This window comes from Shewanella sp. K8 (genome assembly GCF_028823715.1).
Taxonomy (GTDB): domain Bacteria; phylum Pseudomonadota; class Gammaproteobacteria; order Enterobacterales; family Shewanellaceae; genus Shewanella; species Shewanella algae.
The window spans coordinates 73,316-99,166 of record NZ_JAPEHY010000008.1 but is presented as its reverse complement, the minus strand read 5'-3'; the positions used below and the strand labels follow the sequence as shown (position 1 = coordinate 99,166).

Annotated in this window: 19 protein-coding genes; 14 read left to right on the top strand and 5 right to left on the bottom strand. The window is 50.3% G+C overall.

Going from position 1 to position 25,851, the window contains the following annotated elements; genetic code table 11:
* The first annotated feature begins 44 nt into the window (after positions 1-44).
* On the top strand, positions 45-2,165 hold the full coding sequence (locus ON072_RS06520; RefSeq protein WP_028780685.1) for a methyl-accepting chemotaxis protein: 2,121 nt from the start codon (positions 45-47) through the stop codon (positions 2,163-2,165).
* Between the two features lie 330 nt (positions 2,166-2,495).
* On the opposite strand, the gene ON072_RS06515 is transcribed toward ON072_RS06520, so the two are convergent.
* Positions 2,496-3,809, bottom strand: a complete 1,314-nt coding sequence (locus ON072_RS06515; protein WP_107005613.1) for a methyl-accepting chemotaxis protein — start codon at positions 3,807-3,809, stop codon at positions 2,496-2,498.
* Positions 3,810-4,402: 593 nt separating this feature from the next.
* Here ON072_RS06515 and ON072_RS06510 point away from each other — a divergent pair.
* Positions 4,403-4,897: a Dps family protein gene (locus tag ON072_RS06510; protein WP_044733909.1), complete on the top strand. Its 495-nt coding sequence runs from the start codon at positions 4,403-4,405 to the stop codon at positions 4,895-4,897.
* Between the two features lie 228 nt (positions 4,898-5,125).
* Here the strand turns inward: ON072_RS06510 and ON072_RS06505 are convergent, their stop codons facing one another.
* Complete coding sequence (locus ON072_RS06505) at positions 5,126-6,586, bottom strand: aminoacyl-histidine dipeptidase (protein ID WP_044733910.1); 1,461 nt, start codon at positions 6,584-6,586, stop codon at positions 5,126-5,128.
* Between the two features lie 211 nt (positions 6,587-6,797).
* Here ON072_RS06505 and ON072_RS06500 point away from each other — a divergent pair, with 211 nt between their 5' ends.
* The 4 genes from ON072_RS06500 (at position 6,798) to ON072_RS06485 (ending at position 13,376) form a co-directional block, all read left to right on the top strand.
* Complete coding sequence (locus ON072_RS06500) at positions 6,798-8,324, top strand: peptidase M17 (RefSeq protein ID WP_107005614.1); 1,527 nt, start codon at positions 6,798-6,800, stop codon at positions 8,322-8,324.
* 1,199 nt (positions 8,325-9,523) lie between these two features.
* Positions 9,524-10,816: an NCS2 family permease gene (locus tag ON072_RS06495; RefSeq protein ID WP_028780681.1), complete on the top strand. Its 1,293-nt coding sequence runs from the start codon at positions 9,524-9,526 to the stop codon at positions 10,814-10,816.
* 185 nt (positions 10,817-11,001) lie between these two features.
* Positions 11,002-12,120: a glutamate 5-kinase gene (proB, locus tag ON072_RS06490; protein ID WP_025009905.1), complete on the top strand. Its 1,119-nt coding sequence runs from the start codon at positions 11,002-11,004 to the stop codon at positions 12,118-12,120.
* Positions 12,117-13,376, top strand: coding sequence for a glutamate-5-semialdehyde dehydrogenase (locus ON072_RS06485; RefSeq protein ID WP_107005615.1), 1,260 nt, complete (start codon positions 12,117-12,119; stop codon positions 13,374-13,376). Before proB ends, ON072_RS06485 begins: the two co-directional genes overlap by 4 nt.
* An 84-nt stretch (positions 13,377-13,460) precedes the next feature.
* On the opposite strand, the gene ybaK is transcribed toward ON072_RS06485, so the two are convergent.
* Entirely contained in the window at positions 13,461-13,934 is a 474-nt protein-coding gene (gene ybaK, locus ON072_RS06480) for a Cys-tRNA(Pro) deacylase (protein WP_028780679.1), read from the bottom strand.
* 396 nt (positions 13,935-14,330) lie between these two features.
* Positions 14,331-14,624 (bottom strand): DUF3144 domain-containing protein, encoded by a 294-nt coding sequence (locus ON072_RS06475; protein WP_025009906.1) that lies wholly within the window; start codon positions 14,622-14,624, stop codon positions 14,331-14,333.
* Between the two features lie 872 nt (positions 14,625-15,496).
* Between ON072_RS06475 and ON072_RS06470 the strand changes: the two genes are divergently transcribed.
* The 7 genes from ON072_RS06470 (at position 15,497) to ON072_RS06440 (ending at position 22,454) form a co-directional block, all read left to right on the top strand.
* Entirely contained in the window at positions 15,497-16,291 is a 795-nt protein-coding gene (locus ON072_RS06470; RefSeq protein ID WP_025009907.1) for a hypothetical protein, read from the top strand.
* Between the two features lie 1,052 nt (positions 16,292-17,343).
* Entirely contained in the window at positions 17,344-17,586 is a 243-nt protein-coding gene (locus ON072_RS06465) for a hypothetical protein (protein WP_025009908.1), read from the top strand.
* Between the two features lie 78 nt (positions 17,587-17,664).
* On the top strand, positions 17,665-18,063 hold the full coding sequence (locus ON072_RS06460; RefSeq protein WP_025009909.1) for an SMI1/KNR4 family protein: 399 nt from the start codon (positions 17,665-17,667) through the stop codon (positions 18,061-18,063).
* A 139-nt stretch (positions 18,064-18,202) separates the two neighbouring features.
* Positions 18,203-18,577 carry a hypothetical protein gene (locus tag ON072_RS06455; RefSeq protein WP_062793361.1) on the top strand — a complete coding sequence of 125 codons (375 nt, stop codon included), beginning with the start codon at positions 18,203-18,205 and terminating at the stop codon, positions 18,575-18,577.
* Between the two features lie 1,224 nt (positions 18,578-19,801).
* Complete coding sequence (locus ON072_RS06450; RefSeq protein ID WP_025009911.1) at positions 19,802-20,833, top strand: DUF4272 domain-containing protein; 1,032 nt, start codon at positions 19,802-19,804, stop codon at positions 20,831-20,833.
* A 166-nt stretch (positions 20,834-20,999) separates the two neighbouring features.
* Positions 21,000-21,908 carry a hypothetical protein gene (locus tag ON072_RS06445; protein ID WP_096141567.1) on the top strand — a complete coding sequence of 303 codons (909 nt, stop codon included), beginning with the start codon at positions 21,000-21,002 and terminating at the stop codon, positions 21,906-21,908.
* A 33-nt stretch (positions 21,909-21,941) separates the two neighbouring features.
* Entirely contained in the window at positions 21,942-22,454 is a 513-nt protein-coding gene (locus ON072_RS06440) for a lipocalin family protein (protein ID WP_025009913.1), read from the top strand.
* A 255-nt stretch (positions 22,455-22,709) separates the two neighbouring features.
* Here ON072_RS06440 and ON072_RS06435 read toward each other — a convergent pair whose 3' ends face one another.
* Positions 22,710-23,612 (bottom strand): DMT family transporter, encoded by a 903-nt coding sequence (locus tag ON072_RS06435; RefSeq protein WP_261752821.1) that lies wholly within the window; start codon positions 23,610-23,612, stop codon positions 22,710-22,712.
* Positions 23,613-23,912: 300 nt separating this feature from the next.
* Here ON072_RS06435 and dnaK point away from each other — a divergent pair, with 300 nt between their 5' ends.
* On the top strand, positions 23,913-25,826 hold the full coding sequence (gene dnaK / locus ON072_RS06430) for a molecular chaperone DnaK (RefSeq protein ID WP_129980144.1): 1,914 nt from the start codon (positions 23,913-23,915) through the stop codon (positions 25,824-25,826).
* Positions 25,827-25,851: the final 25 nt, after the last annotated feature.

The window sequence follows — 25,851 nt, the reverse complement described above, 5'->3', positions numbered from 1 at the left end:
TTCATTTACAAGCGCATTGCGCCCGCCGCTATCAGGAGCCTTGGATGAAGCAACTCTCCATCGGAACCAAACTTCTCTGGATAACTTCGGCGCTGTTTCTCATAACAGTGGCCATTCTCTCCATCAGTCTCTGGTGGTCTCTGTCGGATCAAAACCAACGTCTGTCGGCAGAGGTGCAGCAGACGCTGGAGCTGGAGATCCGCGATAAGCTCGAGGCCAGTGCCGCTCAATACGGTGAGAAAGTCGCCGGTTTTATTGACGAGGCCTACCGCATTCCCTGGTCACTGGCGGGGATTCTGGAGCTGACCTCTGAGCGGGATCCCATGACCCGGGAAGAAGTGCAGACAACCGTCGAGGCGGTGCTCAGAAAGAACAGCCAGGTTTCCTCCATCTATGCCCAGTTTGAGCCCGATGGATACGACGGCCAGGATTGGCAGTATCAACAGCAAGCGAGCAAACACAGTGTGCCTGGCGCCGGGTCGCTGGAGATCTACTTTACCCGCAACAACGACGGCAGTATTGAGCAACACCAGGTGGACGATGCCGAGGAGAAGTATGTCGCCACGCTCAACGAGTTTGGCATTCGCGAGGCTGAGTGGTATCTGTGCGGTAAAGATACCCTCAAGCCTTGCCTGATGGAGCCCTACCTGTATGAGATAGCTCCGGGCAACAATGAGTTGATGACCTCCTTGACTGTACCGGCGCTGCGCGATGGCAAGTTTGCCGGTATCGTCGGGGTGGATGTCAATCTACCGGTATTTCAGAAACTGATCGATCAGCTGTCGCAGTCGCTCTATCAGGGCAAGGCCAAGGTTACTCTGCTCAGCAGCAAGGGGCTGGTGGTGGCTGCCAGTCATTATAGCAAGAAGGCGCGGCCACTGGCCGAGTCTGTCGCCCCTGAGCTGGCCGCCAAAATGGTGGCGCTGGCCGGCGGCGAGGGCTTTATGTTGACGGACAATGACATAGTGGTTGCGCACCGTATCGACATTCCTCTTTCCGGTAGTCGCTGGTCGCTGTTGATTGAAGTGCCCAAAGTGGACGCCTTCGCGCCCGTGGCCAAGCTCAGTGAAGAGATGACAGTGATGGCCACCGAACTGGGCAGCTTGCTGCTCGGGGTTGGCGTCTTGGTATCTGTGCTGGCGGTACTGGCCATAGCTTTGGTGATCCGCAGCATATTGGCACCGCTCAAGAGCATTCAATCCCGGGTTGAGAATCTGGCCAGTGCCGAAGGCGACCTGACCCAAAGCATTCAGGTGACTTCCCACGCCGAGCTTATCGCCCTTGGCGCCGGGGTAAACGCCTTTATTCTCAAACTCAGGGAGCTTATCCGTGAGCTGAAAATGCTTGCCGGACGCTCCCGTGATGAGGGCCAAACCACGGCAGAAATTGCCCGCCAGACACTGGACAGTGTCAATCGCCAATACAGTGAGATAGAGAGTGTGGTGGCCGCGGTCAACCAGATGAGCGCCACGGCCCATGAAGTGGCCAAGGCTTCGGAGCAGACGGCATCGGAAACTGAGTCCATGGCGGTCAATGTCCGCGACAGTGAAACCAGCCTCAACAAGGCGATGGATTACGTCAATACCATGTCCAGTGAGTCGATGCAGGCCAAGGCCGCCGTCGCCAAGGTGGCGGAGAGCAGCAATAACATCAGCAGCATTCTGGAAGTGATCAGCGCCATCGCCGAACAGACCAATCTGTTGGCGCTCAATGCGGCGATTGAAGCGGCCCGCGCCGGCGATCAGGGCCGAGGTTTCGCCGTGGTAGCGGATGAAGTGAGGGCGCTGGCTTCCAAGACCCAGAGCTCGACTCTGGATATTGGTCGTCTAATCGAGTCACTGCAGCAGGAAGTGGGCAGCGCCTCCAATATTATTGAACGCGGAGTGGAGCAGGCCAAAAACGCCGTGTCGCAAACAGAGCAGGCACTCAGTGCACTGAATCTTATGGTCAGCCAACTGGATCAAATCTCGGCGCAGATCACCCATATTGCCACGGCGGCCGAGGAGCAAAGCGCTGTCACCGAAGAGGTGAACAAGAATATCACCGGCATCTCAGACTCGGCGGCCGAACTGGCGCGTCTGGCCGGTGAGGCGGAGCAGAGCAGTCAGACGCTGGCACAGTTGGTGGACAGCCAAAACGATCAATTGGATAGGCTCAAGACCTAAGGAAGGTGCGAATAAGCCCCATGTGTGCTCTGCGTTGGCTTACAGGCCTGGATGCAAGGCGTGGTTCGCAACAAATGGCCAAGTCCTTTGCAAGAAGCACAACACAGCAGATAGGTCTGTAAGCCACGCCCTTAGGGGCTTTCACAGCAACCGGCTCTCTGCGTTATCTGACTTCGACAGGCCCAGGCATGCCTTCAGTCTGATGCCTTGAACGCCAATTGCTGTGCAAGCCAGAGTGCCACGAGGACTTGTTCGCACCTTCCCCAAGCAAACAAAAAGAACCCAGCCTCGGCTGGGTTCTTTTTTAGAGGAGCGAGAGACGCCTTCGGATCAATGCCCGTGATGTTCATCAGACAGAGACGCGACAGTATCGACCACATTGCGGGCACCATCGAGAATCGCGCCCATTACGTCTGCGACTTCCTGCAGCTGGGTCTTACCCTGGTTGGCCGCCTCGGCCACCGCCGCCATTTCCCGGGTGGCCTTGTCTGTGAGCTGACCATTTTGACTGACGACAGAGCCTATCTCCTTGGTGGACTCACTGGTGCGGGCCGCCAGTTGTCTGACTTCATCAGCGACGACGGCAAACCCCCGTCCTTGCTCACCGGCGCGGGCCGCTTCAATCGCCGCATTGAGCGCCAACAGATTGGTCTGTTCGGCGATGGCGCTGATGGTCGAGACTATCGCCTGGATATTGCGTGACTGTTCATTGAGCTGAGCTATCGCCTCTGAGGCCTGCTGCACCTGAGACGCTATGCTGTTGGAGGTGGCGGTTACCCTGTCCAGCCTGTCTATCGCCTGCTCAACTGTGGCACCGGTATTCAGCGCCGTGCTGTGGGCTATTTCGGCCGCTTCCTTAATCGCCTGGGACTTTTCTATCCTGGCGGTGATATCACTGGCAAACTTAATCACCTTGATCACCTTACCGACGGGATTGCGTATGGGGTTATAGCTGGCCTCAAGCCAGACGGTTTGCCCCAGCTTATTGAAGCGTTTAAACAGCCCTGACTTGAACTGGCCCTTGTTGAGCTCTTCCCAAAAATGGGGGTGTTCCCGGTAGAAGGCTTCGTCACAAAACAGCTTGTGGTGTTGCCCCTTCAGTTCGGCCCGGGTATAGCCCATGACGTCGAGAAAATTGGCGTTGGCTTCAATGATATTACCTTTGGGATCAAACTCGATAATCGCCTGGGAGTTATCCAGGGCGTTGGCCACGGCTTTTTGAGTGTCGGTTTCCATTTGGCTGTTGGTGACATCGGCGGCAATCTTCATGACGCGGGTGACTTTACCCTGCTCAAACACAGGGAAATAGGTGGCCTGCAAATAAATGCTGCTGCCATCTGCGTGGCGACGTTCAAACACCCCGGCAGCGGCTTTTCCTTGCCTGAGCTGTTCCCAAAAACTGCGGTATTGGGTTGAGGCGGCATAATCGGCCTGACACAAGGTTTTGTGTGGCATGCCTTTGAGCTTCTCATGCTCCAGGCCAAACAACTCGGCAAACAGGCGATTGGCTTCTATCACTGTGCCGTCGGGCGTGAATACCACACAGGCAAGCGACTGCTCTATGGCTTGCACTGTTGCTAGTTGCTTGGACAGCTGCAATTGACATTGTGCCAGGGCTTGTTTGGACGATTTATTAAAAAACATAAAACAGATCCCCACTTGTTAGGTTTAGTCGGCAGCTTGCTGTCGGCTCGTATTCTGAGGCGAGAATCCATTTCGCAGTTGTCATTCCTGATGCAGGGCTGCAGCTTTAACTTATTATAGCTTCAGTGAAAGGTAACATAAGCGTGGCAGAGTAAAAGGTGTGGATGAAGCCAAAGTCAAGATAACACTCCTGTGCCGCGGCGCTTAAGGTATAAGGCTTGTCGGCAGGCTATCAGCTTTTAATGAACATAAGATGTCAAGCTGCGGAAAAGTGATCGCGAGTTTCTCTAAATATAAGCTCTGGCTGACAAAGAGATTCCCGGATTGCCTTGTCTGGCTTCTATTGGAAACTGGCAAATCGGTTACAAGGGGTTATCGCAGGTGGCATGTATGTTTGATTATGAAAATCAATCGGTTAAAAAGCTGTTTTCCTGCTTGATAAAGAGAACTCCTTTGGGCTTTGGGCCGCTATAGTTTAGTAAGTTGTGATGTTTATCACAGTTTGCCCGGGCATAAGATCCCACTCTGTTATGGCTATTTTATCTTTAGTCGCCATTGAGCGCGGCTATCGCCAACAAGCAAAAGGAGTGTATATGGCAACCAAGAAAGTCAAGGCACCCACCATAGATATAGGTATCTCTGATGCGGATCGTAAAAAAATTGTCGCGGGGCTTTCTGCGCTGCTGGCCGACAGTTATACCCTGTATCTGATGACCCATAATTTCCATTGGAACGTCAAAGGGCCACAATTCAACAGCCTGCATCTGATGTTTATGGAGCAATACTCGGAGCAGTGGAATGCGCTGGATGAAATTGCCGAGCGGATCCGCGCCCTGGGGTATCCGGCGCCGGGGACTTATAAGGAGTTTGTTCGCCTGGCATCCATCAAGGAAGTGGAAGGTGTGCCCTCTGCCAATGAGATGATATTGCACCTGGTCGAAGCCCAGGAGGCCACGGCCCGCACCGCCAGAGCCCTGTTCCCCGTTATCGACAAGGCCAATGACCAGCCTAGCGCCGATCTGCTCACCCGCAGATTGGAAGTCCACGAAAAGACAGCTTGGATGCTGCGTAGCTTGCTGGAGGAATAGCCTAAACGCTAGGCGCTACGCATCAAAAAGCCGCCCCGGAGTGCTCCAGGGGCGGCTTTTTTACTCTTGCTAACTTGAAGAGGCTGCTGTGTTGGCAATCTTCGTTCATCCCAATCACATAGTTTGCCCATGTTGATGGGGAGCCACTCTTGCAGCCTTTGCCTCTTTGCCGCAACGCCAAGTCGTTTGGCGCTATTTATTCAAGGCTTAAGTGCCTTTCTCAAGGTGTCAGGCCTTTTCGGGAATACGTTCCAGTACAGCCAACAGCAGCTGCCAATATTGGCCCACTGTGGTGATATTCACCATTTCATCCGGGCTGTGAGGGAAACGTATGGTGGGGCCGATAGACACCATATCCATGGCCGGATAGGGCTCCTTGAACAGGCCACATTCCAAACCGGCATGGATCACCATGATCACCGGCTCTTTATGGTAGATGTCCTGATAGGTGTCGCGCACAATCGCCATCACAGGAGACTGGCTGTCTGGTTTCCAGCCTGGGTAGGCGCCGGAGAGTTCAATCTCGGCACCGGCCAGGTTGGCCAAGGCGATCAGCATGCCCTCAATCTGGCTGCGGCCTGAGTCAATCAAGGAGCGGATCAGGCACAGGAGTTTGACATCCTGCTCGCTGGTATTGATCACCCCGAGGTTGAGTGAGGTCTCTGTCACGCCTTCAATCTCGTCACTCATCCGCATGACACCATTGGGGCAGGCATGCAGCAGATCGATAAGGGTGTTCTGACTCTGCTCGCTCATCACCTTGGCAGGCAGCGGTACTTCGGTGAGAGTCAGGCAAGCGGCCGGATCGGCAACCGCCAGCTCTTCTCTAAGCAGTGCCTGGAAAGCCGCGGTGGCTTCGCTCAAAGCTGCGGCTTGTTCGGCCGGTACCAGAATAGTGGCACTGGCTTCACGGGGAATGGCGTTACGCAGCGAGCCGCCGTTGAATTCGGCCAGTTCCAGCTGCAGGCTTTCGCTGTGTTCAAACAGAAAACGGGCCAGCAGCTTGTTGGCATTACCGCGTCCCAGGTGAATGTTCACCCCCGAGTGGCCACCCTTTAGCCCGGAGAGCGTCAGGTTGAATGCCTGGAAACCATCGCCTGTGGCTTCCCAGACCATGGGCAGGGTGATCTCGGCATCCACGCCACCGGCGCAGCCCATGTAGATCTCGCCTTCCTGCTCGGAATCTGTGTTGATCAGGATTTCACCGCGAAGCATACCGGCTTCCAGGCCAAAGGCTCCTGTCATACCCGCTTCTTCATCTATGGTCAGCAGCACTTCCAGCGGCCCGTGGGGAATATCGTCACTGCCGAGAATTGCCAGCGCCGATGCCATGCCTATGCCGTTATCGGCACCCAGAGTCGTGCCCTGAGCCTTGACCCAGTCGCCATCAATCCAGGGCTGGATCGGATCTTTGACGAAGTCATGCTCTTTATCGGCATTTTTCTGCGGCACCATATCGATATGGGCCTGGATCACCACGGGTTTGCGGTTTTCCATCCCGGGAGTGGCATCTTTGCGAATAATCAGGTTACCGACTTTATCTTCGATAACCTCAAGCTGACGGTCTTTGGCCCAGTTCTGAATATACTGGCTGAGCGCGGCTTCATGTTTGGATGGGTGAGGAATGGTACAGATTTGTTCAAACCACTGCCATAGAGGCTGAGGTTGCAATTGGCTGAGACTGGACACAGCAAACTCCTGATCTTTTCGTCTGGTTGGCGGGCTTGGACCGGGCCAAGCCCGAGTTGTCACCAGTCTATCACAGAGCGACGTAAGGGCGCAGAACCCAGTTGGGACAATTGTTTATTTGTGGCAGCGAAACTTGCCAGCCAGATATTGGTAATCCGGCGCCGGAAAGGGAATAATGCTGGGCGCCAATAAAAAATAATTAGGATGGGTCATGGTTGAATTTATTGATGTTACTGACCAGGATGCAATTTTCAGTGAGGCAGACTGGGATGCATTGCTGGTGGTCAGCGCCGATGTGACGGCGTGTCCAATCGAAGAGGTGGCTATGCTGGCCTCCCACGGGGCTCAAGTTGACAAACGGGTGGGCAAGAGCCCAACCCTGTTGTTTGCTCCCGGGCTTGCCGGTGGCCGCTTGATTATCGCCCCGGTCGCGCCGCTTGGCGATTATGACGATGTGCGCGCCTTTGCCAATGCCGCCCGTGCCGGTATCGCCATCGCCCGTGACGCCGGAGCCAAAAGGCCGCTGTTGTGGATCGATAAGCCTGCATCCTTAGGTGATGAATACGCCAAGGCAGATATGGTTGCGGCGCTGGCAACGGCGCAGGAGTTATGGCAGCCATTGGAAGCCCGTGAGGCGGGGGCCGCCCTTGACAGCATAGAAGCCATAGGGGTGATGAACGGCGCCGATGCCGGCATGCTCAATGCCATCGAAGCCGGCCGCACCCTTGCCAGAGATCTTTGCGGCACTGAGCCCGAGCGCATGGGCGCCCCTGCCTTTGCCGACTATTGCCTCAACGCCTTCAAAGATTCAGGGCTGTCGCTGCAGGTCGTGGAAGACAGAGACATTCTCGAGCGGGACTATCCCTTGCTGAGCGCTGTGGCGCGGGCCTCTTTTGCCGTGGCCAGACATCAGCCCAGAGTCGTTAAATTGGAGTACCGCGGCGAAGGTGACATCCAGCACAACTATTTCTTTGCCGGTAAGGGCGTGGTGTATGACACAGGCGGCGCCGATCTGAAAGTGGGCGGTGCCATGGCCGGTATGAGCCGCGACAAGGGCGGCGCGGCTGCCGTGGCCGGTTTGATGAAGACCTTGTCATTACTCAAGCCCAAAGGCATTCGTGTGGTGGCCGAACTGGGGCTGGTACGCAACAGTATAGGCAGCGAAGCCTTTGTCACGGACGAAATCATCACAGCCCATTCGGGTGTCAGGGTCAGGATCGGCAATACCGATGCCGAAGGACGTTTAGTGCTGGCCGACTTGCTGTCCCATCTGCGTTTAAAGGCGCAGGGCAGTGCCGCGCCCGAGCTGTTCTCTGTGGCAACCCTGACCGGCCATGTGGTGCGAGCCTATGGCTCTTACAGTGCGGTAGTGGCCAACGCCGTTGCCGAGCAACAGGCATTACCCAAGCGGTTGCAAGCCAGCGCCGAGCGTTACGGTGAAGGGCTGGAGCTGTCCCGTTTACGTAAGGAAGATTTTGCCAAGGTGCGTGATGTTTCCGGCGCCTCTGAGCTACTTTCTTCCAATAATGCGCCCTCATCGGTTACCGCCAGAGGACACCAGTATCCGGCGGCCTTCCTGCTAAAGGCTTCCGGATTGGCGCAACACGGGGTAAAAGACGCTCAGCCCATGGCCTATAGTCATCTGGATATCGCCGGCAGTGCCACAGAAGGTGATCCCCTCTATGGCAAACCTACGGCGGCGCCGCTGCTTGGGTTGTTTGCCTATATGACTGAGTAAGTCCTCAACGCCTCCCGGCCGATGTCGTCGGCCGGGTTATCCCTGCACTCTGTCCGTTGGCTTTTCTTCACTTGGCGACCGCTATGTTGGCATTACATGGCCCCGATATTTGCTGGACGTCATCTCACCCAAGCTATCCACTGCGAGTGATTGGATCCCGCCCCTGCTTTAGGTTGTTATTTGACACGATATCTGAAAACAACAGAAAACTTTCAGACGGATTTTTACCCAGCCCTTGGATGGGGTGATCCAATTCACCTTAACTGGTCTTACCTCTTTGGGATCACGCTTTTACCCCCGCCGGGAGACTAACATTTGGGCTGTAACTGACAGCTAATTACAGTGTTAGATTTTACTTAATTGGAATGAAATCGGTCTGATTGGCTTTTAATTTATTTCTTTAAAATCAAATGGTAATGACTGTTTTCTTACTATGTTTCTAGATGTATCATTAGGTGCTGTGGGTAAATCCTGTGTAACTTTTATGTAATTACCTTACAGTTTTAGGTGTATTTTAAATTTTTAGCCTCAATACTTGTAATAAAATTACAGGTGGCTATAATAGCTCTCGTTGGTTAGGCAAGCGCCTTCCACCTCTAGTCAATCCAGGATGGATAACTATCTCCAAGGAAATGAGTGACAAGTTGTCTCCACGGATATGAGAACCTCTAGTTCCAGGGAACCGAGCCAAGCTTCACTAGAGTATTTATTTCACAACTTTGTTAGGAGTATCGGCTATGTCTTACACAGGCAAAAACAACGTAGTTTATTGGAGCAACACCTGGTTTGATTGTCAGGTTTTGCGCGGCGGCATGTTCGCCATGAGTTTCAAGGGCTGACTACCCCTTTAAGTAGTTCCATCATCCATCAACCTTTGTTCACCACTCTGTGGTGTATTTAGACTCAAGTCGCAATAGAAGTTTTGCTTCTGTTGCCAGGTGTTACCCGCTAGCGCGGTAGACTCTTTCCCTTTTGGGTGCTTGATACATGTCTTGGCCTGCTCTTTGAGCAGGCTTTTTTTTGTCCGCAGCAAAATGTGAATAAATTGTGAGCTGGTGGGCATTTAATGGATACCACAGGTAGCCTCCGTGCTCTGGTGCTGGTCTGATCAGGTCAAACTCCCTATAATCTGCCGCCGATGACCTCGTTAAAGAAGTGTCACAAACCTCCCTACACTCAAACTCAAGGAACCTGGTTCCATGTTGGAAAAACTGTTCAAGTTAAAGCAAAACAAAACCTCTCTGAAGCAGGAAGCCGTGGCGGGTCTGACCACCTTTCTGACCATGGCTTACATCATCTTTGTTAACCCCTCTATGCTGGCCGATGCCGGTATGGATCAAGGCGCTGTCTTTGTGGCGACCTGTGTCGCGGCGGCGATAGGTTGTCTGGTCATGGGGCTGCTGGCCAATTATCCCATCGCCCTGGCGCCGGGAATGGGCCTCAACGCCTTTTTTACCTACACAGTTGTGGGGGAAATGGGCTATAGCTGGGAAACCGCGCTCGGCGCAGTATTCCTCTCCGGGATCTGCTTTATGATCCTCTCCCTGGTGCGAATTCGGGAATGGGTGGTCAACTCCATTCCCATGTCGCTGCGCCTTGGCATAGCCGCAGGTATCGGCCTGTTTTTGGCGCTCATCGGCCTCAAGAGTGCCGGCATAGTGGTTGCCAACCCGGCAACACTCGTAGGTATGGGCGATATCACTGCATTTCCGGCACTGATGTCGGTATTGGGGTTCTTCCTGATCATCGCTTTTGTTCAGCGTGGTTATAAGGCGGCGGTGATCCTCAGCATTCTGGCCATCACAGTGTTGGGGCTGGCCTTTGGTGATGTGCAATATAGTGGCCTGGTATCCATGCCGCCTTCCATAGCGCCCACCTTTATGAAGATGGATCTCTCCGGCATGCTGGAGATCAGCATGATTTCCGTGGTGTTTGCCTTTTTGTTTGTGGACTTGTTCGATACCTCGGGCACCTTGGTAGCCGTAGCCCATCGTGGTGGTTTTCTGGATGATAAGGGCCGCCTGCCAAGACTCAATCGCGCCCTGACCGCCGACAGCGCCGCCACTATTGCCGGGGCCATGCTGGGTACCTCGACCACCACAAGTTATGTCGAGAGCACCTCAGGCGTTAGTGCCGGTGGCCGTACCGGCTTGACCGCCGTCGTGGTCGGGCTGCTGTTTTTGGCCTCGCTCTTTATCTCGCCGCTGGCCGGTATGGTGCCGGCCTATGCTACCGCGGGCACCCTCTTCTATGTGGCGATTCTGATGATGTCTGGTCTGGTGCATGTAGAGTGGGAAGATTTGACCGAAGCCGCCCCCGTGGTGGTGGTCTGCCTGTTGATGCCATTAACCTTCTCAATTGCCACGGGGATCGCCTTTGGCTTTATCGCCTATGCGGCGATTAAACTCCTCTGCGGCCGTTTTCGCGATCTCAATGCCGGGGTTGTGGCACTGGCGCTGCTATTTATTCTCAAGTTTGCCTACGGTGGTTAAAGGTAAAACGCGAGCAAGTGCTTTATAAACTGCATTTATTGAGGGTCATACTTTGTATGGCCCTTTTTGTATGAGATATCGCAATAAATAACGATTTTGTCCGCTTGATGGCCGACTGCCGCTAGGAATCCGGCGGCGGATTGGGTATAAGATTTATCCCCGACTTTTTTAAGCAAATACAAGTGATGAACTTGAGTGACACACGCTACCGCCGGGTAGTGGTAAAACTGGGTACCAGTGTGCTTACCTCCGGCAGCAAGCGCCTGGACAAGGCCCATATGGTAGAGCTGGCCAGGCAGATGGCGACCCTGATGCGCGCCGGTATCGAAGTGGTTTTGTGTACTTCCGGCGCCATTGCCGCCGGGCGCGAGCACCTGATGTATCCGGAGTTGCCGGATACCATGGCCAACAAGCAGTTACTGGCGGCTGTGGGCCAGAGCCAGTTGATCCTGGCCTGGGCGCAGTTATTCAGTATTTATGGTCTGCATGTGGGGCAGTTGCTGCTGACCCGGGCGGATCTGCACGATCGCGAGCGCTATCTCAACGCCAGAGATACCCTGAATGCGCTGCTGAAACAGAATATTATCCCTATCATCAATGAAAACGATGCCGTTGCCACCAATGAAATAAAGGTTGGGGACAACGACAACCTGTCCGCCCGGGCAGCGCTTTTGTGCGATGCCGACTTGCTGATCCTGCTGACAGACCAAAAAGGCTTGTTCGATGCCGATCCGCGCCATAATCCCAATGCTCATCTTATCAGCGAAGTGGCCAATATCGACGACAGCCTGCGGCAACTGGCCGGCGGCTCGGTTTCCGGTTTGGGTACCGGCGGCATGGCAACCAAGCTGGAGGCGGCCGACATAGCTCGCCGCGCCGGTATCGAGGTGGTTATTGCTTCGGGCCATCATCCGGACGCCATCGAAAAAATCGCTGCCGGCGAGTCAGTGGGGACTCACTTCTGCGCCATCGAAACCCCGCTGGAGAGCCGCAAACAGTGGATCCTTGCCGGGCCCAAGGCCAAGGGGAAACTGACCTTGGATGAAGGCGCGGTGCGAGCGGTAACCGAAAAGGGCCGCAGTCTGCTGTCCAAGGGGATTATCGCCGTCGAGGGCGAGTTTGAACGTGGCGCCACAGTGCAACTCTTGGATCCCAATGGCCGTAAACTGGCGCGGGGGATCTGCCGCTACAGCGCCGTGGCCCTCAAACGTATCGCGGGCCAGCATTCAGATAACATTGAATCCTTGCTGGGCTATGACTATGGTGATGCAATAGTGCACCGCAACGACATGGTGGTTTTATGACAGCTGAATATCTGCAACAACTGGGGCAAAGGGCCAAGGAAGCCAGTTTTGCCCTGGCCAATCTTTCCGGCACCGCCAAGCAGCAACTGCTGCATAATATCGTTGCCGCTCTCAAGGCTGATGAAGCGGCAATCCTCGCGGCCAATGAGCAGGATGTGGCTGCGGCCAAAGAGACCGGTCTCAACGAGGCAATGATAGACAGGTTGCTGCTGGATAAGTCGCGCCTGGCTGGAGTCATAGCCGATATCGACAATGTGATTGCCCTTGCCGACCCCATTGGCCGCGAATATGACAGCCGGGTGCTGGATAACGGCTTGCGCCTGTGTCGCCGCGCCGTGCCACTGGGGGTGATAGGCGTTATCTATGAGGCCAGGCCCAATGTGACTGTGGATATTGCCGTGCTGGCCCTTAAAACCGGCAACGCGGTGATCCTCCGTGGCGGCAAGGAAACCTTGAAATCCAACCTGGCGCTGGCCAAGGCCATTCGCCAGGGCGTTAAAGCCAGTGGCTTGCCGGAAGATGCGGTGCAGCTTATCGACAACCCTGATCGCACCCTGGTTACCGGCCTGCTCAAGCTGGATCAATATGTGGATATGATAGTACCCCGCGGCGGCGACAAGCTGCAGCGGCTCTGCGCCGAACAGGCGACTATCCCGGTTATTCTCGGCGGTGTCGGCATCTGCCATCTCTATTTGGATAAGGCGGCCGATCTGGAGAAGGCCATTCCTGTCATTCTCAACGCCAAGGTGCAGCGTCCAACCGTATGTAACGCCCTGGATACCCTGTTGGTGCATAAGCAGATAGCCAAGGAGGCATTGCCCAAGGTGGCCAAGGCCTTAGTCGATGCCGGAGTTAAGCTGGTAGGCTGCCCCGAGACTGTGGCGATTCTTGGGGCTGAGCAAGTGGCCGCCGCCAGTGAGGATAGCTTTGCTACCGAGTGGCTATCTCTCAATCTGGGGATCCGGGTAGTCGATGATATCCAGCAGGCCATAGGTCATATTCGCCGCTATTCCAGCGGTCACTCCGAGGCTATCCTCACGGATGATATCAATGCTGCTACCGAGTTTATGAACCAGGTGAATGCGGCGGCGGTTTACCTCAATGCCAGCACCCGTTTCACCGATGGTGGCCAGTTCGGCCTGGGCGCTGAGGTGGCTGTCAGTACTCAGAAACTGCATGCCAGAGGCCCCATGGGACTGGAAGCACTGACCACCTATAAGTGGTTGGGAGTCGGTGATTATACCGCCAGAAGTTAGTGTTTACTTCTTGTAAAAGGTATTCAGAGCATCGTATAACCCAAGCCCCGCAGTTGCGGGGCTTTTGCTTTGGCCGCTTACGATTCAGCTCTTAATCGCCGCAAAACTGCCGCGGCAGAGCTTGGCCAAGTCCTCTGCGGCAAGACAGATCTCCAGTCCGCGGCGACCGGCGCTGACATAGATGCTGTCAAACTCCTGGGCGCTGGCGTCTATCACTGTGGGTAACTGCTTTTTCTGCCCCAGAGGGCTAATGCCTCCCACCAGATAGCCGGATGAACGCTGCGCCAATTGCGGATTGGCCATCACCAACTTCTTGGCCTTAATCGCCTTGGCAACGCATTTCAAGCTGAGTTGATGATTCACTGGCACCAGGGCCACCGCCAGTGGCGGTGACTTTTCATCGCTGCTGACCAGCAGAGTCTTGAATACCCGGTTGGGATCCAGTCCAAGTGCACTGGCGGCCTCTTCTCCGTAGGAAGGGGCATTCTTGTCGTGGTGATATTCGTGAACGGTAAAAGAGATCCCCGCCTTGGTGGCGAGATCGATTGCGGGTGTCACAAGTGTCTCCTTAGGTGATGGCGTGAGTAGCGTTTAGTATCGCGTTTTAATCGGGATATCTGTTGCGCCAAAACCTGTTTAACTATCAAAATAGGTGTCATAGCATAAGCCTCAAGCCTTTCTGGGTCGAGACAGCGGGTCACTCTTTTAAGACTCAGTTTAAGAGCAAGACCACAAAGCGGCACAAAAGCTTAAGTATTAACTCAGACAATAGCTTAGAAAATAGCCAAGAAAAATAGCTCAGACAATAGCCTAGATATCGGTGGCGATTCAATCTGAATTCGGGGCTAATCTAGGCTGGCAAAATCGATAGGCCAGGGAAGGGCTTTAAACATGAGTCAAGTCAAAATAAAACGCCCGGCATCAGGCCGGGCATTTTGAAAGACTATGGCGGCCTTACTTCTGCGTTGCGCGGTAGTGGTCGAAATTCTCGATATAGTCGTCCATAGAGCCTTCAAGCATCTCCTTGTAGCGCTCCATATAGTAATCCATCATCTCTTGCTTCTTCGACTGCATCTGCTCCTTGGTGGCAAAACCGGTAGAGCCGAACCAGGCATTGTAGCGAGCCAGGGCATACATGAAGGAGGCACTGACTTCACCGGTTTGGACTTCAGTATTCTGGTTCTGTTTGTTGGCCAACTCGATGAGCTCACTGGCACGCTGAAAAAACGCCTTATCTGTATCAGACATCTGAGATTCCTGTTTAAAGTCGAGAGCTTGCCTCTCGGTATTAGGGTTAGCTTACCCTAGAGTGTTTTGTTGCAAACTGCTGTAATCCGCCTCACATTCCTGATTGCTAAAGCTCAACAAGCATGAGCTGAATCGCAAAGAGAGCAACTATCTTCCCAAATAGCCAATCATTTCGGCGCCGGCAGTTAAAACAGTATTTTATCGCTTTTCTCTAATTTCTCCCTATTGGCGATTTTTTCACTTATCTACCCTGGTTATTGTAGATACAATTCAATTGCTTATGTTAGACTTTTTCTTAACTGCAGCGGATATGACACTCAGTGTAGTAGGCCATGATAGGGAATATTGGCCTGACATAGTTCCCGGGGCGCTCTCGGCGGTTTTGGGGGATCTTCAGGGACGAAGTCAGTTTCGTGTCCGTGCGGTAGCTATGCCTGCAGCAAAATGTTCCGCAAAAGCAGCCTGTTTTAGATGGTTTGCGCGTTAATCTGTTGGCGGAATTAAAAATGTCAATAAAGCCAAGTGTATAGTGTTTTTTTGGTAGATGGCAGATTTGGAAACTGTAGTGGCAAAAGAGCCTTTCGGTGAGGTTGAGTCAATGAAGTTTCCGAACAATATAATTCAGTTCACTGGAACCAACAGAAGCTAACAAGCGCATGCTGTCGAAAAATTAAGACGCCTGTTGTGGTCTATTTTTCACTAGGAATCTCTGAAGTTCTTTTAACGTCTGCTCCTTGCCAGCTTACTGTTGGGGGGACTTTTTTCGCTGCAACGGTAGCTAGCTTCAGAAATTAAATAACCATCCTTCGCTACGATAAGTAATCGTATCTATTTTAATACATAGAATTTTATATTTTAACCAAGGGTTAACATTGAAGACGACTATTGAAACATCGCACTCTGAAATTATCTTTAATATTGAAGTTGATGACCTCGACTCTTTTGAATGTTTAAATGCGCTGGCCGATGTGTATCTTGATCTGAGTTATCAGATTGATGAGAAGCTCTCGGAACATGGTGTCAGTGTGGAATTCCACACGCTGTTCTATTCCATTAATGTTATGACCCCGGAAGGCCAGGTGGAGGAAGAGGAGGTGTTCGCTAAGTTTGTGGGTAACTCAACCCTGGAAGCGAAAGCGGCTACCTTTATCAGCAACGTTAATATCTGGTGTCGAACCCGTGACGACGACAGAATCTGGCAGGATGATGAAAATCCGCTGGCCGAGAACGCTGCTTATGTTTTGTGTATGCAGGATCTGAAATACATCCCGTTATATGTTGAGCTATTACTGCTGAACGATCTGGATCATGAGGTGTACCAGAATGATCATATCGAAGCCTTGATCGAAAAACACGGCATTTGTAAGCCTATGCTGACGCTGCTGGCGCATCGGGCAGGTGGCGCAGGTGGTCAGTGGGGGTCACTGCAGGTCGAAGCACACCAGGATGTGTTGCTGGATTATTTTGCTGAATATCCGCAACATCTTAAGTTATTTCTGGAAACCGGGGTTAAGTCCGTATACGATCAGTACATGGGTGGTGAGTTGTGGTTTGCAGCGATTCGTTTTTATGCGGATTTTATTGCCGATGAGAATGAGCGTGAAGATTGGTTAAGTCAGCAGGAACAAACCGCCTGGATTTATTTTAACAGTATTGATTTTGACTAATTGGAATAAAAGTCCTTAAAAATATAAAATAATTTCGCGTGGTTAACCTTTTTAAGGTGGTTCTTATGCCACGCCATTGTCGCTTCTTCGTTCTATTCCGAATGCTCCAGATTGCAGTGTTAAATAGATAAAAGAGTCGATACCTGAAACCAAAGATCTCCGGTATGGTTACTCTGGCAGTTGAGTTTTGGCGAGTAAGTATCAGCGGTTTAATTAGTATTATCTTGAATGGTAAGGATCGCGGATGTTAATGCAGTCTTCATCGGGAACTGTCTCATAGATAACGCAATACTGGAGTGCTTTCAAAAACTCAGCCAAAATCTGTGGTCACTTTTTGTAATTAAGACCAAGCCGATAAAATTGTGTTAGCTGTAGATATGTTGGTTTTCTCTAATTCTTTTCCAGTTTTTGTAAGGAAGTGCAACAAACAGGGTGATTCTGGTTTTACCAATCCACGAAAAAACACTGAGGTCGACACCTGCATAAGGAATTATTATGTCTATGCTTATAGGAAAGCCTAATGTTTCAATGTAAGTGCAAAACTCCACCATTTAGCTATTTAGATTATGAGATAATTGAATTGGATAAAAATAACCAAGGACAAGCTAGGTTTCAGCCGTGCAAAATTTGTGGTTCTGTCTGGGTCAATTATCTAATTGAAGAACCACACTATACAAAATCTGGTAGGTGGTGGAGAGCTGAGACTTAATCTAGTGATTTTGGTTATTTAAAAATTGAAAATGTTAAAAGCTATATTGAGTCACAAGAATCCTGTTTTGTTGGGGGGAGCTTTTACGAGCAAGATATACATAGGAAAAGTAAACCTATATACATAGGCTAGTAAAAAGAAAAAACGTTGGTTCTCAGCATTAATAACGTGGTAGTTAGGCTCCGGTTATGCTTAAATAGGTTAAGTCTAATCAAACATCTGCAATGCCAGGCTCTTTTTATCTCAGTGTGCTTAAGTTACCTAGCGGTGCTTGGATGCAGACCGAAAGAAGATTAACTTGTCGTTCTATAATAGGGCGCTTGATTTTTGTTAAAGAGGTCAAATGGTAGATTTCAGTATTTCACAAATAGGCGCGCTGATTCTGCTCCGGAATTTTAAGCTTTCAAACTTGCTAGAGTCAAAAATAATGGTGGCACCATTAAAGGCTGATGTCTGGAATTTGCGTTGTAAAAAAGATGAGCTGCTAAAGCTTCAGAAAGAATTGGCAGTAAAACTCAAACAAAATGAACAAAAATCTTCCCTAGGCTTGGTTCTTGAAGAAATTGATGAAATATGTAAAAAATAATAGGCTAATTATTATTGTCCATTCTGGGCTGAACCTCGTTACGATTGGCTGTTGTCGGTATTATGCATAGAGGAAGGTATGGAATACGTAAACAAACCACCTGGAGTAAGTAGAGAATCGATTAGAGAGCTTGAAGAGGCTTTTGGTGTTAGCTTACCAAGTGAATTTTATGATTGGTGGCAGAAAAGTAATGGGGCGGACATCTTTTTTGGTTTTAAAGAGCTGCAATTTTTCTCAATCATAGAAATACTAGGTGAGGATATATACGAGTTAAAGAAGTATATGCCTAACTCAATACCTGTTTGCATGGATGGGAATGGTAATATTTGCGTGGCAAAAATTGAACAGGAAAGAATTTCTGGCTATTACATCGCTAATTGTGGCGACTTAGGTTGGGATGAGGCAAAATTTGTTGCCAAGTCTCTTGTTGAACTGATAAATGATCAAGTTTCGCCAGAAAGCAGGTTAAATACATGAAAAGTGACTGTGATATTCTTTTTTGAAAAACACTGTTTTAACTTTGCCTAATACCCATGTGCGCTAATTGCTTTAAGGTATTTGTTCGGTACAACCGTTTGCTCGCATTGTGTAACTGTTATTTTTATAGGGAGTGCTTGTGATATTTCCAAGTTATTATACGGAATGGCTCAGTAGTATTGATACAGCTGAAGTGGTCTATTACAGAGGGAGTGAGTTCTATTTGTTCCCGGAGAGTGAGCTTGCTGATGAAGTCACGATAGATAAAAACACTGTCAACACCTTTAACCAGCTTTATGCCTTCATCAAAACTCAATTAGAAGTTTCCGGCAGCTCTCCTTTAACCATTGAACAGTGCAGCTCTTGCATTACTATCGGAACTGATAATGGTAATCCAGTTTTTATCGATCTAATGCGCGAATCAGAATTGTTCTGCTACTACCTGGATGGTGGTTATGTTGAAGCCAAAGGTGGTAACTTGCTAAGCCTGACTATCGAGGCAAGAAACATATAGAAATCACTCAAGAGGGAGCTCTTCTTTGCCAAATAACTGGAGACTCAGAAATTACCACTAAAGGCACGCTGATGTTCAATTTTTGGCTAGTCAAGGTTCGCGATTAATCCCGCAATATACTGATCATATTTATTATGTTGGTTATGTTGATGGAGTGGCATGCTTTAGTGGTCTGATCCTTGATTATTAATTAGAAGTTAGCATGTTCCTGCGCGGGGTAGTAACCGAGTTTAACCCAGCCATACAGTAAGCTCTGATATTATGTGCATTAACAGCATAGGCAGCTACTATTGACAAGGTTATGAACTTAAGGGAATTGAAATTGTCTATTGGGAAAAGAGAGTAGACGTTAAGATAGTTTGTTATCAATTTTTACAGACATACAGAGATAGAATGTTAGTTGCCGTTGCATATATCATAGTCACCTTGCTGATGCTCATAATGCTATTAAAGAAAGGGCGTTCAAAATTGATGCTTTTATACTTTATGTTGGAGCTTTATTTTGGCGTGGTTGCGCTAGCTTCTTATATGGATTAGTTCGAAAGTATCAATATTAGGAAGTGCTCAGGTAGCGAGGCGCTCAACTCTGGTTTTCCTGTCTAATGTAGGGAAACCCTAGAAACGAGCAAGTTGGCATCCACTGGTTAACAGTAATGAAATTTGTGGGTTTATTGGATTTTGGGTGAGTGTTTTGGCTTTTCTGGTATTAGTTGTTAGTAAGAGTTATGAATTAAATGAGATGGATTAATTTCTAAAAAACGACATGTCGACAAAACAGCCTTGCGCTCATGGTGAAGGTATCAGCCCTTCGATTATGTGGAAATGCAGCTTATGCTGCTGGCGAATAACTTTTCTATACGGTCGGCAGCGTCATTTGGGTTTAACTTCCTCTGGATTTCAACTTCTGCATGGAGGTAGAGTGGATTGTAAGAGGTGGATTTTATGCTTGGAAACCCAATAAGGAACGAATGACATCAGAGTTAAATCAAGGCTGAGATTATTTTGGATGTATACAATATGGCCGGTGGCTTTTTAGTCATGCATTTGACTGCGCTAATCAAGAATCAAGATTGACTCAGGCATAATTGTCACTTGAATAATTATTTTAATTTTATAGATTTATATTAAACAAGCCGGGAGTGATAATCCCCCGAAACTTTAGGCGATATTTTTATATGGTGACTGGTTGCACCCGGCAATGCCTTTGATTGAAATGGAGTTTAAATGAGTATTTTAGTAAACGCGTATTCCACGCACCTTAATCCTATAGATATCTCTTTTCCACATGTGTTGAATAACAGGCGTGGTTTAAGTGACCCAGAATTGACAAACCACCTTAATGGGTTTCACAGCTATATCCTCGAAAGAGGAGGTAGTGAGATGACTAAAATAAAATATCATCTTCTGCGTCATATACAGAGGGTAAATCATCAGTTTAGCTTCGATCTGGAAGAGGCTCATTTGGACGATTTGTCTACGTGGGCATTGGAGTCGAATTCGATCTTATTCCTCCCAGATGGAACTGTCCGAGATCCAAATGGCCATGTCCTATTTTACCCTGATGGACGTCAGGCCGATGAGGCGGCATTCATTCCATTCCTGGACGCAAGCTATAGCCGCAAGCATCAAACAGAAGCTCTGCTTAAAGCAAGGCATTTAAATGTTCCTCCAACTCCTCCTTTACCTTGTGAGCATGAAATAAGCCTTAGGCCTGTTAGCGAGATTGTTCTTCGTGCAATGTCACTATTTGTTGTCGCCGTCCGAGCTGAGTCTATAGCAACGGGAGACCCGCTCGATATAGAGATGCTGAAGGAACGTATTCCAAGTGGCTTTGTGGCTCTAAGCCCCGCAGAAGAGGCGTTTTTAAAGGCTGAACACCTTGATGATAACCCTGATGAAAGCCTGGTAGTGCAGTTTGTTTGGCGATATGAGGCTGCGGCGCTATTGCTATGGGTATTGGGTATTTTGCCTGAACTGCCATTTCCGGATTCCATTTGTGACGTGCCTGAAATTGCCAGGCTGATGCTCGATTCCAGCTCTTGGGAAGACAGGGTTGAGTTACGGGCGGTCGATGAAGTGCTGGACTGTTTGGACCTGCATTATCGGCTTCATTGGTTATGCCGTCAGGCCGGCATTGACGGGGCAGATATTTCCCCAGATATCGACCGAGGAGTTGTGCTTGAGCGCCATTATGCCCTTAATTGGCTAATCGGCTTTGAGAATAGTGATTGGGATGAAGTGGACACTCCAACTTGATCTATATTCAAACAGCCTAATAAGCTGCGGCATGGATGCTTATTGGTTTTTGGTGCCTGTTAGTATGCGCTTACCATGAGCTTGCAACCGGTTTCCTCGTTTGCACTACAGAGGGAAACAGCTCTCCTGAATTTAATTTAACGGCTTTGGATTAGGTAAATTATTAATGCTTAAAAGAGTCATCATCGGGATTGTCGTTTGCTTTGGCTTGGTCATGCCGATACAGGCGCAAACCTACAAAGGCACCTTGGGCAAGTATTCCATTATGCTTAGCATCCAGGATGATGCCGTGAGCACTTATATGTATACCCGTTACTTGAAGGAGATCCCTCTGGAGCGGGAGGGGTATACCTTTTATCAGCGTTACAGTTCGAAAGAGCAGAAGCTGGAACTGTTCGAGCTTCGCTCGGTAGGGGGAAACCTGCAAGGCACCTGGCAGAATAAACAAAGGGTTTTGCCTGTGCATCTGACGCCGGTTGAGCAAAGCCTTGCCGATTATCGGGCTGAGCATATGAAGTTTACCCTGGTCGGGGAAAAACAGTTTGCTAAGCAAACCATTGAGCTAATCAAAGAAGATCACAGCAACTTTGCTTTTTACCGGCTCGGCAAAGGGTTTACTCAAGCCCAGCAAGCATTTTTAAATCCGCTGCTGGCAAAATTGCACCGGGATTACGTCTCGAATTTTCTGCAATGTGAAGAGGCATCATACGAACCTCAAATAAGCCTGGTCTCTGATGAGTATTTTAGTGTCGTTATTCAGTACCAGATTTCTTGTGGTGGGCCGCATCCTGAGTATGGTGAGCAGATGTTGAATTTTGATCTCAGCAAACTGGCGCAGTTGCATGACCTAACGGAACGCTTCCCCAAGTTGGACTATTACTCCTTGTTGAAAGAGAAATATGCGAATAACAATGAGCTACAAGCTGAATGTGAGTACTTCGAATCCCGGGACAACTGGGCGATGGTGAAATGGCGACTCACCGCGGATGGGGTCATCATTCAACCTTACTATGGTCATTCTATGGCACCCTGTGAAGTTGATTTCTTTCTGAGTACGCAGGAGTTGAATGATTAAAGCTGACAGAACTATGAGTAAATGGAAGGCATCATGAGAAGAATTTTATTGGTTGTGTTTGCGGCTTTGCTCAGTGGTTGCTTGGGTATGCCAGATTCGGTCAAACCCGTATCAGGGTTTGAACTGAACAACTATTTGGGCAAGTGGTATGAGGTGGCTCGCCTCGACCATTCATTTGAGCGAGGCCTCACGCAGGTTACGGCCGAGTACAAGATGAGAAGTGATGGTGGCGTTTCTGTGCTCAACCGGGGCTACTCAGAGGCTGACGGCGAGTGGAAAGAGGCTGAAGGCAAGGCGTACTTTGTTAAAAGTGATACCGACGCTTATCTGAAAGTTTCATTTTTCGGTCCCTTTTACGGCTCTTATGTGGTCTTTGAATTGGATAGAGAAAACTACAGTTATGCCTTCGTTTCCGGGCCAGATACCGATTACCTGTGGTTACTGTCGCGAACGGCGGTTGTTGAGCCTGAGGTAATGGACAAATTTATTCAGATGTCGGCCGAACGCGGTTTTGATACCAGTAAATTGATCTTTGTCGCGCAGTGATAGACATGGCTTAGGGCAGCATAGAAATAGTTTCAGGCAGATAGCCTTGATGACTGAACTATCTTTTTCTCTTTTGCCCGTGGCTTTTTGTAGGGGGAAAGGTCAAGATGAGCTGGAGATAGATTCAAGCGACACAATTTCCCGTATCGCCTGCCAGCAAAAAGGCCAAGGTTTTGATACCTTGGCCTTTTTGTTAAACGCTGCTTCAACAACAGTTTCAATCAAATGCGGTTTGTTCTCAGAGTCAGTTCCCCATCAAACAATGTTCACTTTCGGCGCCTTGGGTTTCAGTACTTTTTGTATCAAGAGGGCTGACAGGATAAGCCCCATGCCTACCAGAGTCGCCAGTGTGATGGTTTCTTTCAATATCAGCGCAATAAACATCATGGACAGGAGTGGCGTCAGAAACACCAGATTGGTGATGCTGGCGGCTCGCTCTGTGGTTCTCAGTGCCATCAACCAGAGCACAAAGGTGACTCCCATTTCAAACAGGCCGACATAGACACCGGCACCGAGGGCTTGCCAATGCAAAGAGGGTAGGCTTTCGGTTGTCAGCAAGGTGATGGTTATCAGCGGCAGGCTCACCAAAAAACTCAGCATCAGGCTGACAATGGCATCGCCCTTGTCTTTGGTATTAATGATCCAATATAGGCACCATAGCAGGGTGCTGGAGAGTGCCAGCAGTATGCCAAAGGGGTTTGCAAAGTCCATTGACAACAGATTGCCACCGGTGGCTATCACCAATACTCCAAAGTAACCTGTGACGGCCGCCAGCATGTCACTGCCCTGTAGTTTTTGCTGCAACATGGGGGCTGCCAACAGCGGCAGCAGCACCGCCCAGGTGTAGTTCAGCGACAGCGCCTGCTGCGCTGGCAGCAGATCATAGGCCTTGAACAGCACCAGATAATAAAGAAAGGGGTTCAGTAACCCTGTTTGCAGGTAAAACCAGGGGCGGGCGCAAAACTGTTGCTTTAATAATTTGAGTTTTCCCTGCCAGGCAAGAATAAGCCCCAGGCAGACGGACGAAGTGATGACGGCAACAAACACCAGTTGCAACGGCGAGAAGAAGCCAAGGGCGATTTTAAAGGCGGTCGCCACTGTGGACCATAGGAATACGGCGGCCATCCCGTAGATCAGGGCCAGCTGGGATTTTCTCACTCTAGACTTCTCTGCCAGTACAGCTATTTGGCGGCCAGGCTGGCCACCTCCGGAATAGACATCATTTTATTCAGCGTCGGTGAAGAAAAAAAGATCCCGGCGCGGCGATGTGTAAAAAGATTGAGCAAAAGATCCATTTTTTTCTTCCTGGCCCTTGTAAAGCAATTTTACGCCCCTATATAGGGGGTAAGGCAAGATTGGGGGCCATCTACAACGGGCTTGAAAACAGCGAGTTTACCCCCATATCTGAAATCAGATAAACATATTCAGTTCGAAAGAAAAGATTTTTCGGAGGACCTCATGGGTAAAATTATTGGTATCGACTTAGGCACAACAAACTCTTGTGTAGCTGTCCTCGATGGTGACAAGGCTCGCGTATTGGAGAATGCCGAAGGCGATCGTACTACACCTTCTATCATCGCCTTCACTGAAGACGAGACACTGGTTGGTTCACCTGCAAAACGTCAGGCAGTGACCAACCCAGCCAACACTTTCTTTGCCATCAAGCGTTTGATTGGCCGTCGCTTCACTGACGATGAAGTTCAGCGCGACGTCAGCATCATGCCTTTCAAGATCATCAAGGCCGACAACGGCGACGCTTGGGTTGAAAGCCATGGCAAGAAAATGGCACCACCTCAGGTGTCTGCCGAAGTACTGAAAAAAATGAAGAAGACTGCTGAAGATTTCCTGGGTGAGCCAGTGACTGAAGCGGTAATCACAGTACCTGCTTACTTCAACGACTCTCAGCGTCAGGCCACCAAAGATGCCGGCCGTATCGCGGGTCTGGAAGTAAAACGTATCATCAACGAGCCAACTGCTGCGGCACTGGCCTATGGTATCGACAAGAAGCAGGGCGACAACATTGTTGCTGTATATGACCTGGGTGGCGGTACTTTCGATATCTCCATCATCGAAATCGACAGCAACGATGGCGACCAGACTTTCGAAGTACTGGCAACCAACGGTGATACTCACCTGGGTGGTGAAGACTTCGACAACCGTCTGATCAACTACTTGGCTGACGAATTCAAGAAAGAGCAAGGTCTGGATCTGCGTAACGACCCTCTGGCGATGCAGCGTCTGAAAGAAGCTGCCGAGAAGGCCAAGATTGAGCTGTCCAGCACCACTCAGACCGAGGTGAACCTGCCTTACATCACTGCTGATGCGACAGGTCCCAAGCACTTGGTGGTTAAGATCACCCGTGCCAAACTGGAATCTCTGGTTGAAGACCTGATCCAGCGCTCACTGGAGCCTCTGAAAGTGGCTCTGGCCGATGCCGACCTGTCAGTGTCTGACATCAACGAAGTGATCCTGGTGGGCGGTCAAACCCGTATGCCTAAGGTTCAGGAAGCGGTAACCAACTTCTTCGGCAAGGAACCACGTAAGGACGTGAACCCTGATGAAGCGGTAGCCGTAGGTGCTGCGATTCAAGGTGGTGTACTGGCTGGTGACGTGAAAGACGTACTGTTGCTGGACGTAACGCCTCTGTCTCTGGGTATTGAAACCATGGGCAGCGTAATGACCAAGCTGATTGAGAAGAACACCACTATTCCTACCAAGGCACAGCAGACCTTCTCTACAGCAGACGACAACCAGAGCGCAGTGACCATTCACGTGCTGCAGGGTGAGCGTAAGCAAGCCAGCGCCAACAAGTCACTGGGTCAGTTCAACCTGGAAGGTATTGAGCCAGCTCCACGCGGCATGCCACAGATTGAAGTGACTTTCGACATCGACGCCGATGGTATTCTGCACGTGTCTGCCAAAGACAAGAAGACAGGCAAAGAGCAGAACATCACCATCAAGGCCTCTTCCGGTCTGTCTGATGATGAAGTCGAGAAAATGGTTCGCGACGCCGAGGCTCACGCCGAGGAAGACAAGAAGTTTGAAGAGCTGGTCAGCGCTCGCAACCAGGCTGATGGTCTGGTACACGCCACCAAGAAACAGGTGGAAGAAGCCGGTGACGCTCTGGCTGCAGACGACAAGGCCAAGATCGAAACCGCGATGGCCTCTGTAGAAACCGCTGCCAAGGGTAACGACAAAGAAGCCATCGACAAGGCGACTCAAGAGCTGATCGAAGCTTCTGCCAAGCTGATGGAAATCGCTCAGGCCAAGGCACAACAAGCCCAAGGTCAAGGCGAAGCCCAGAGCAGCAATGCCCAGGCCGATGACGTTGTCGATGCCGAGTTCGAAGAGGTTAAAGACGACAAGAAGTAATTGGGTGGTAACACTCGATTAATTC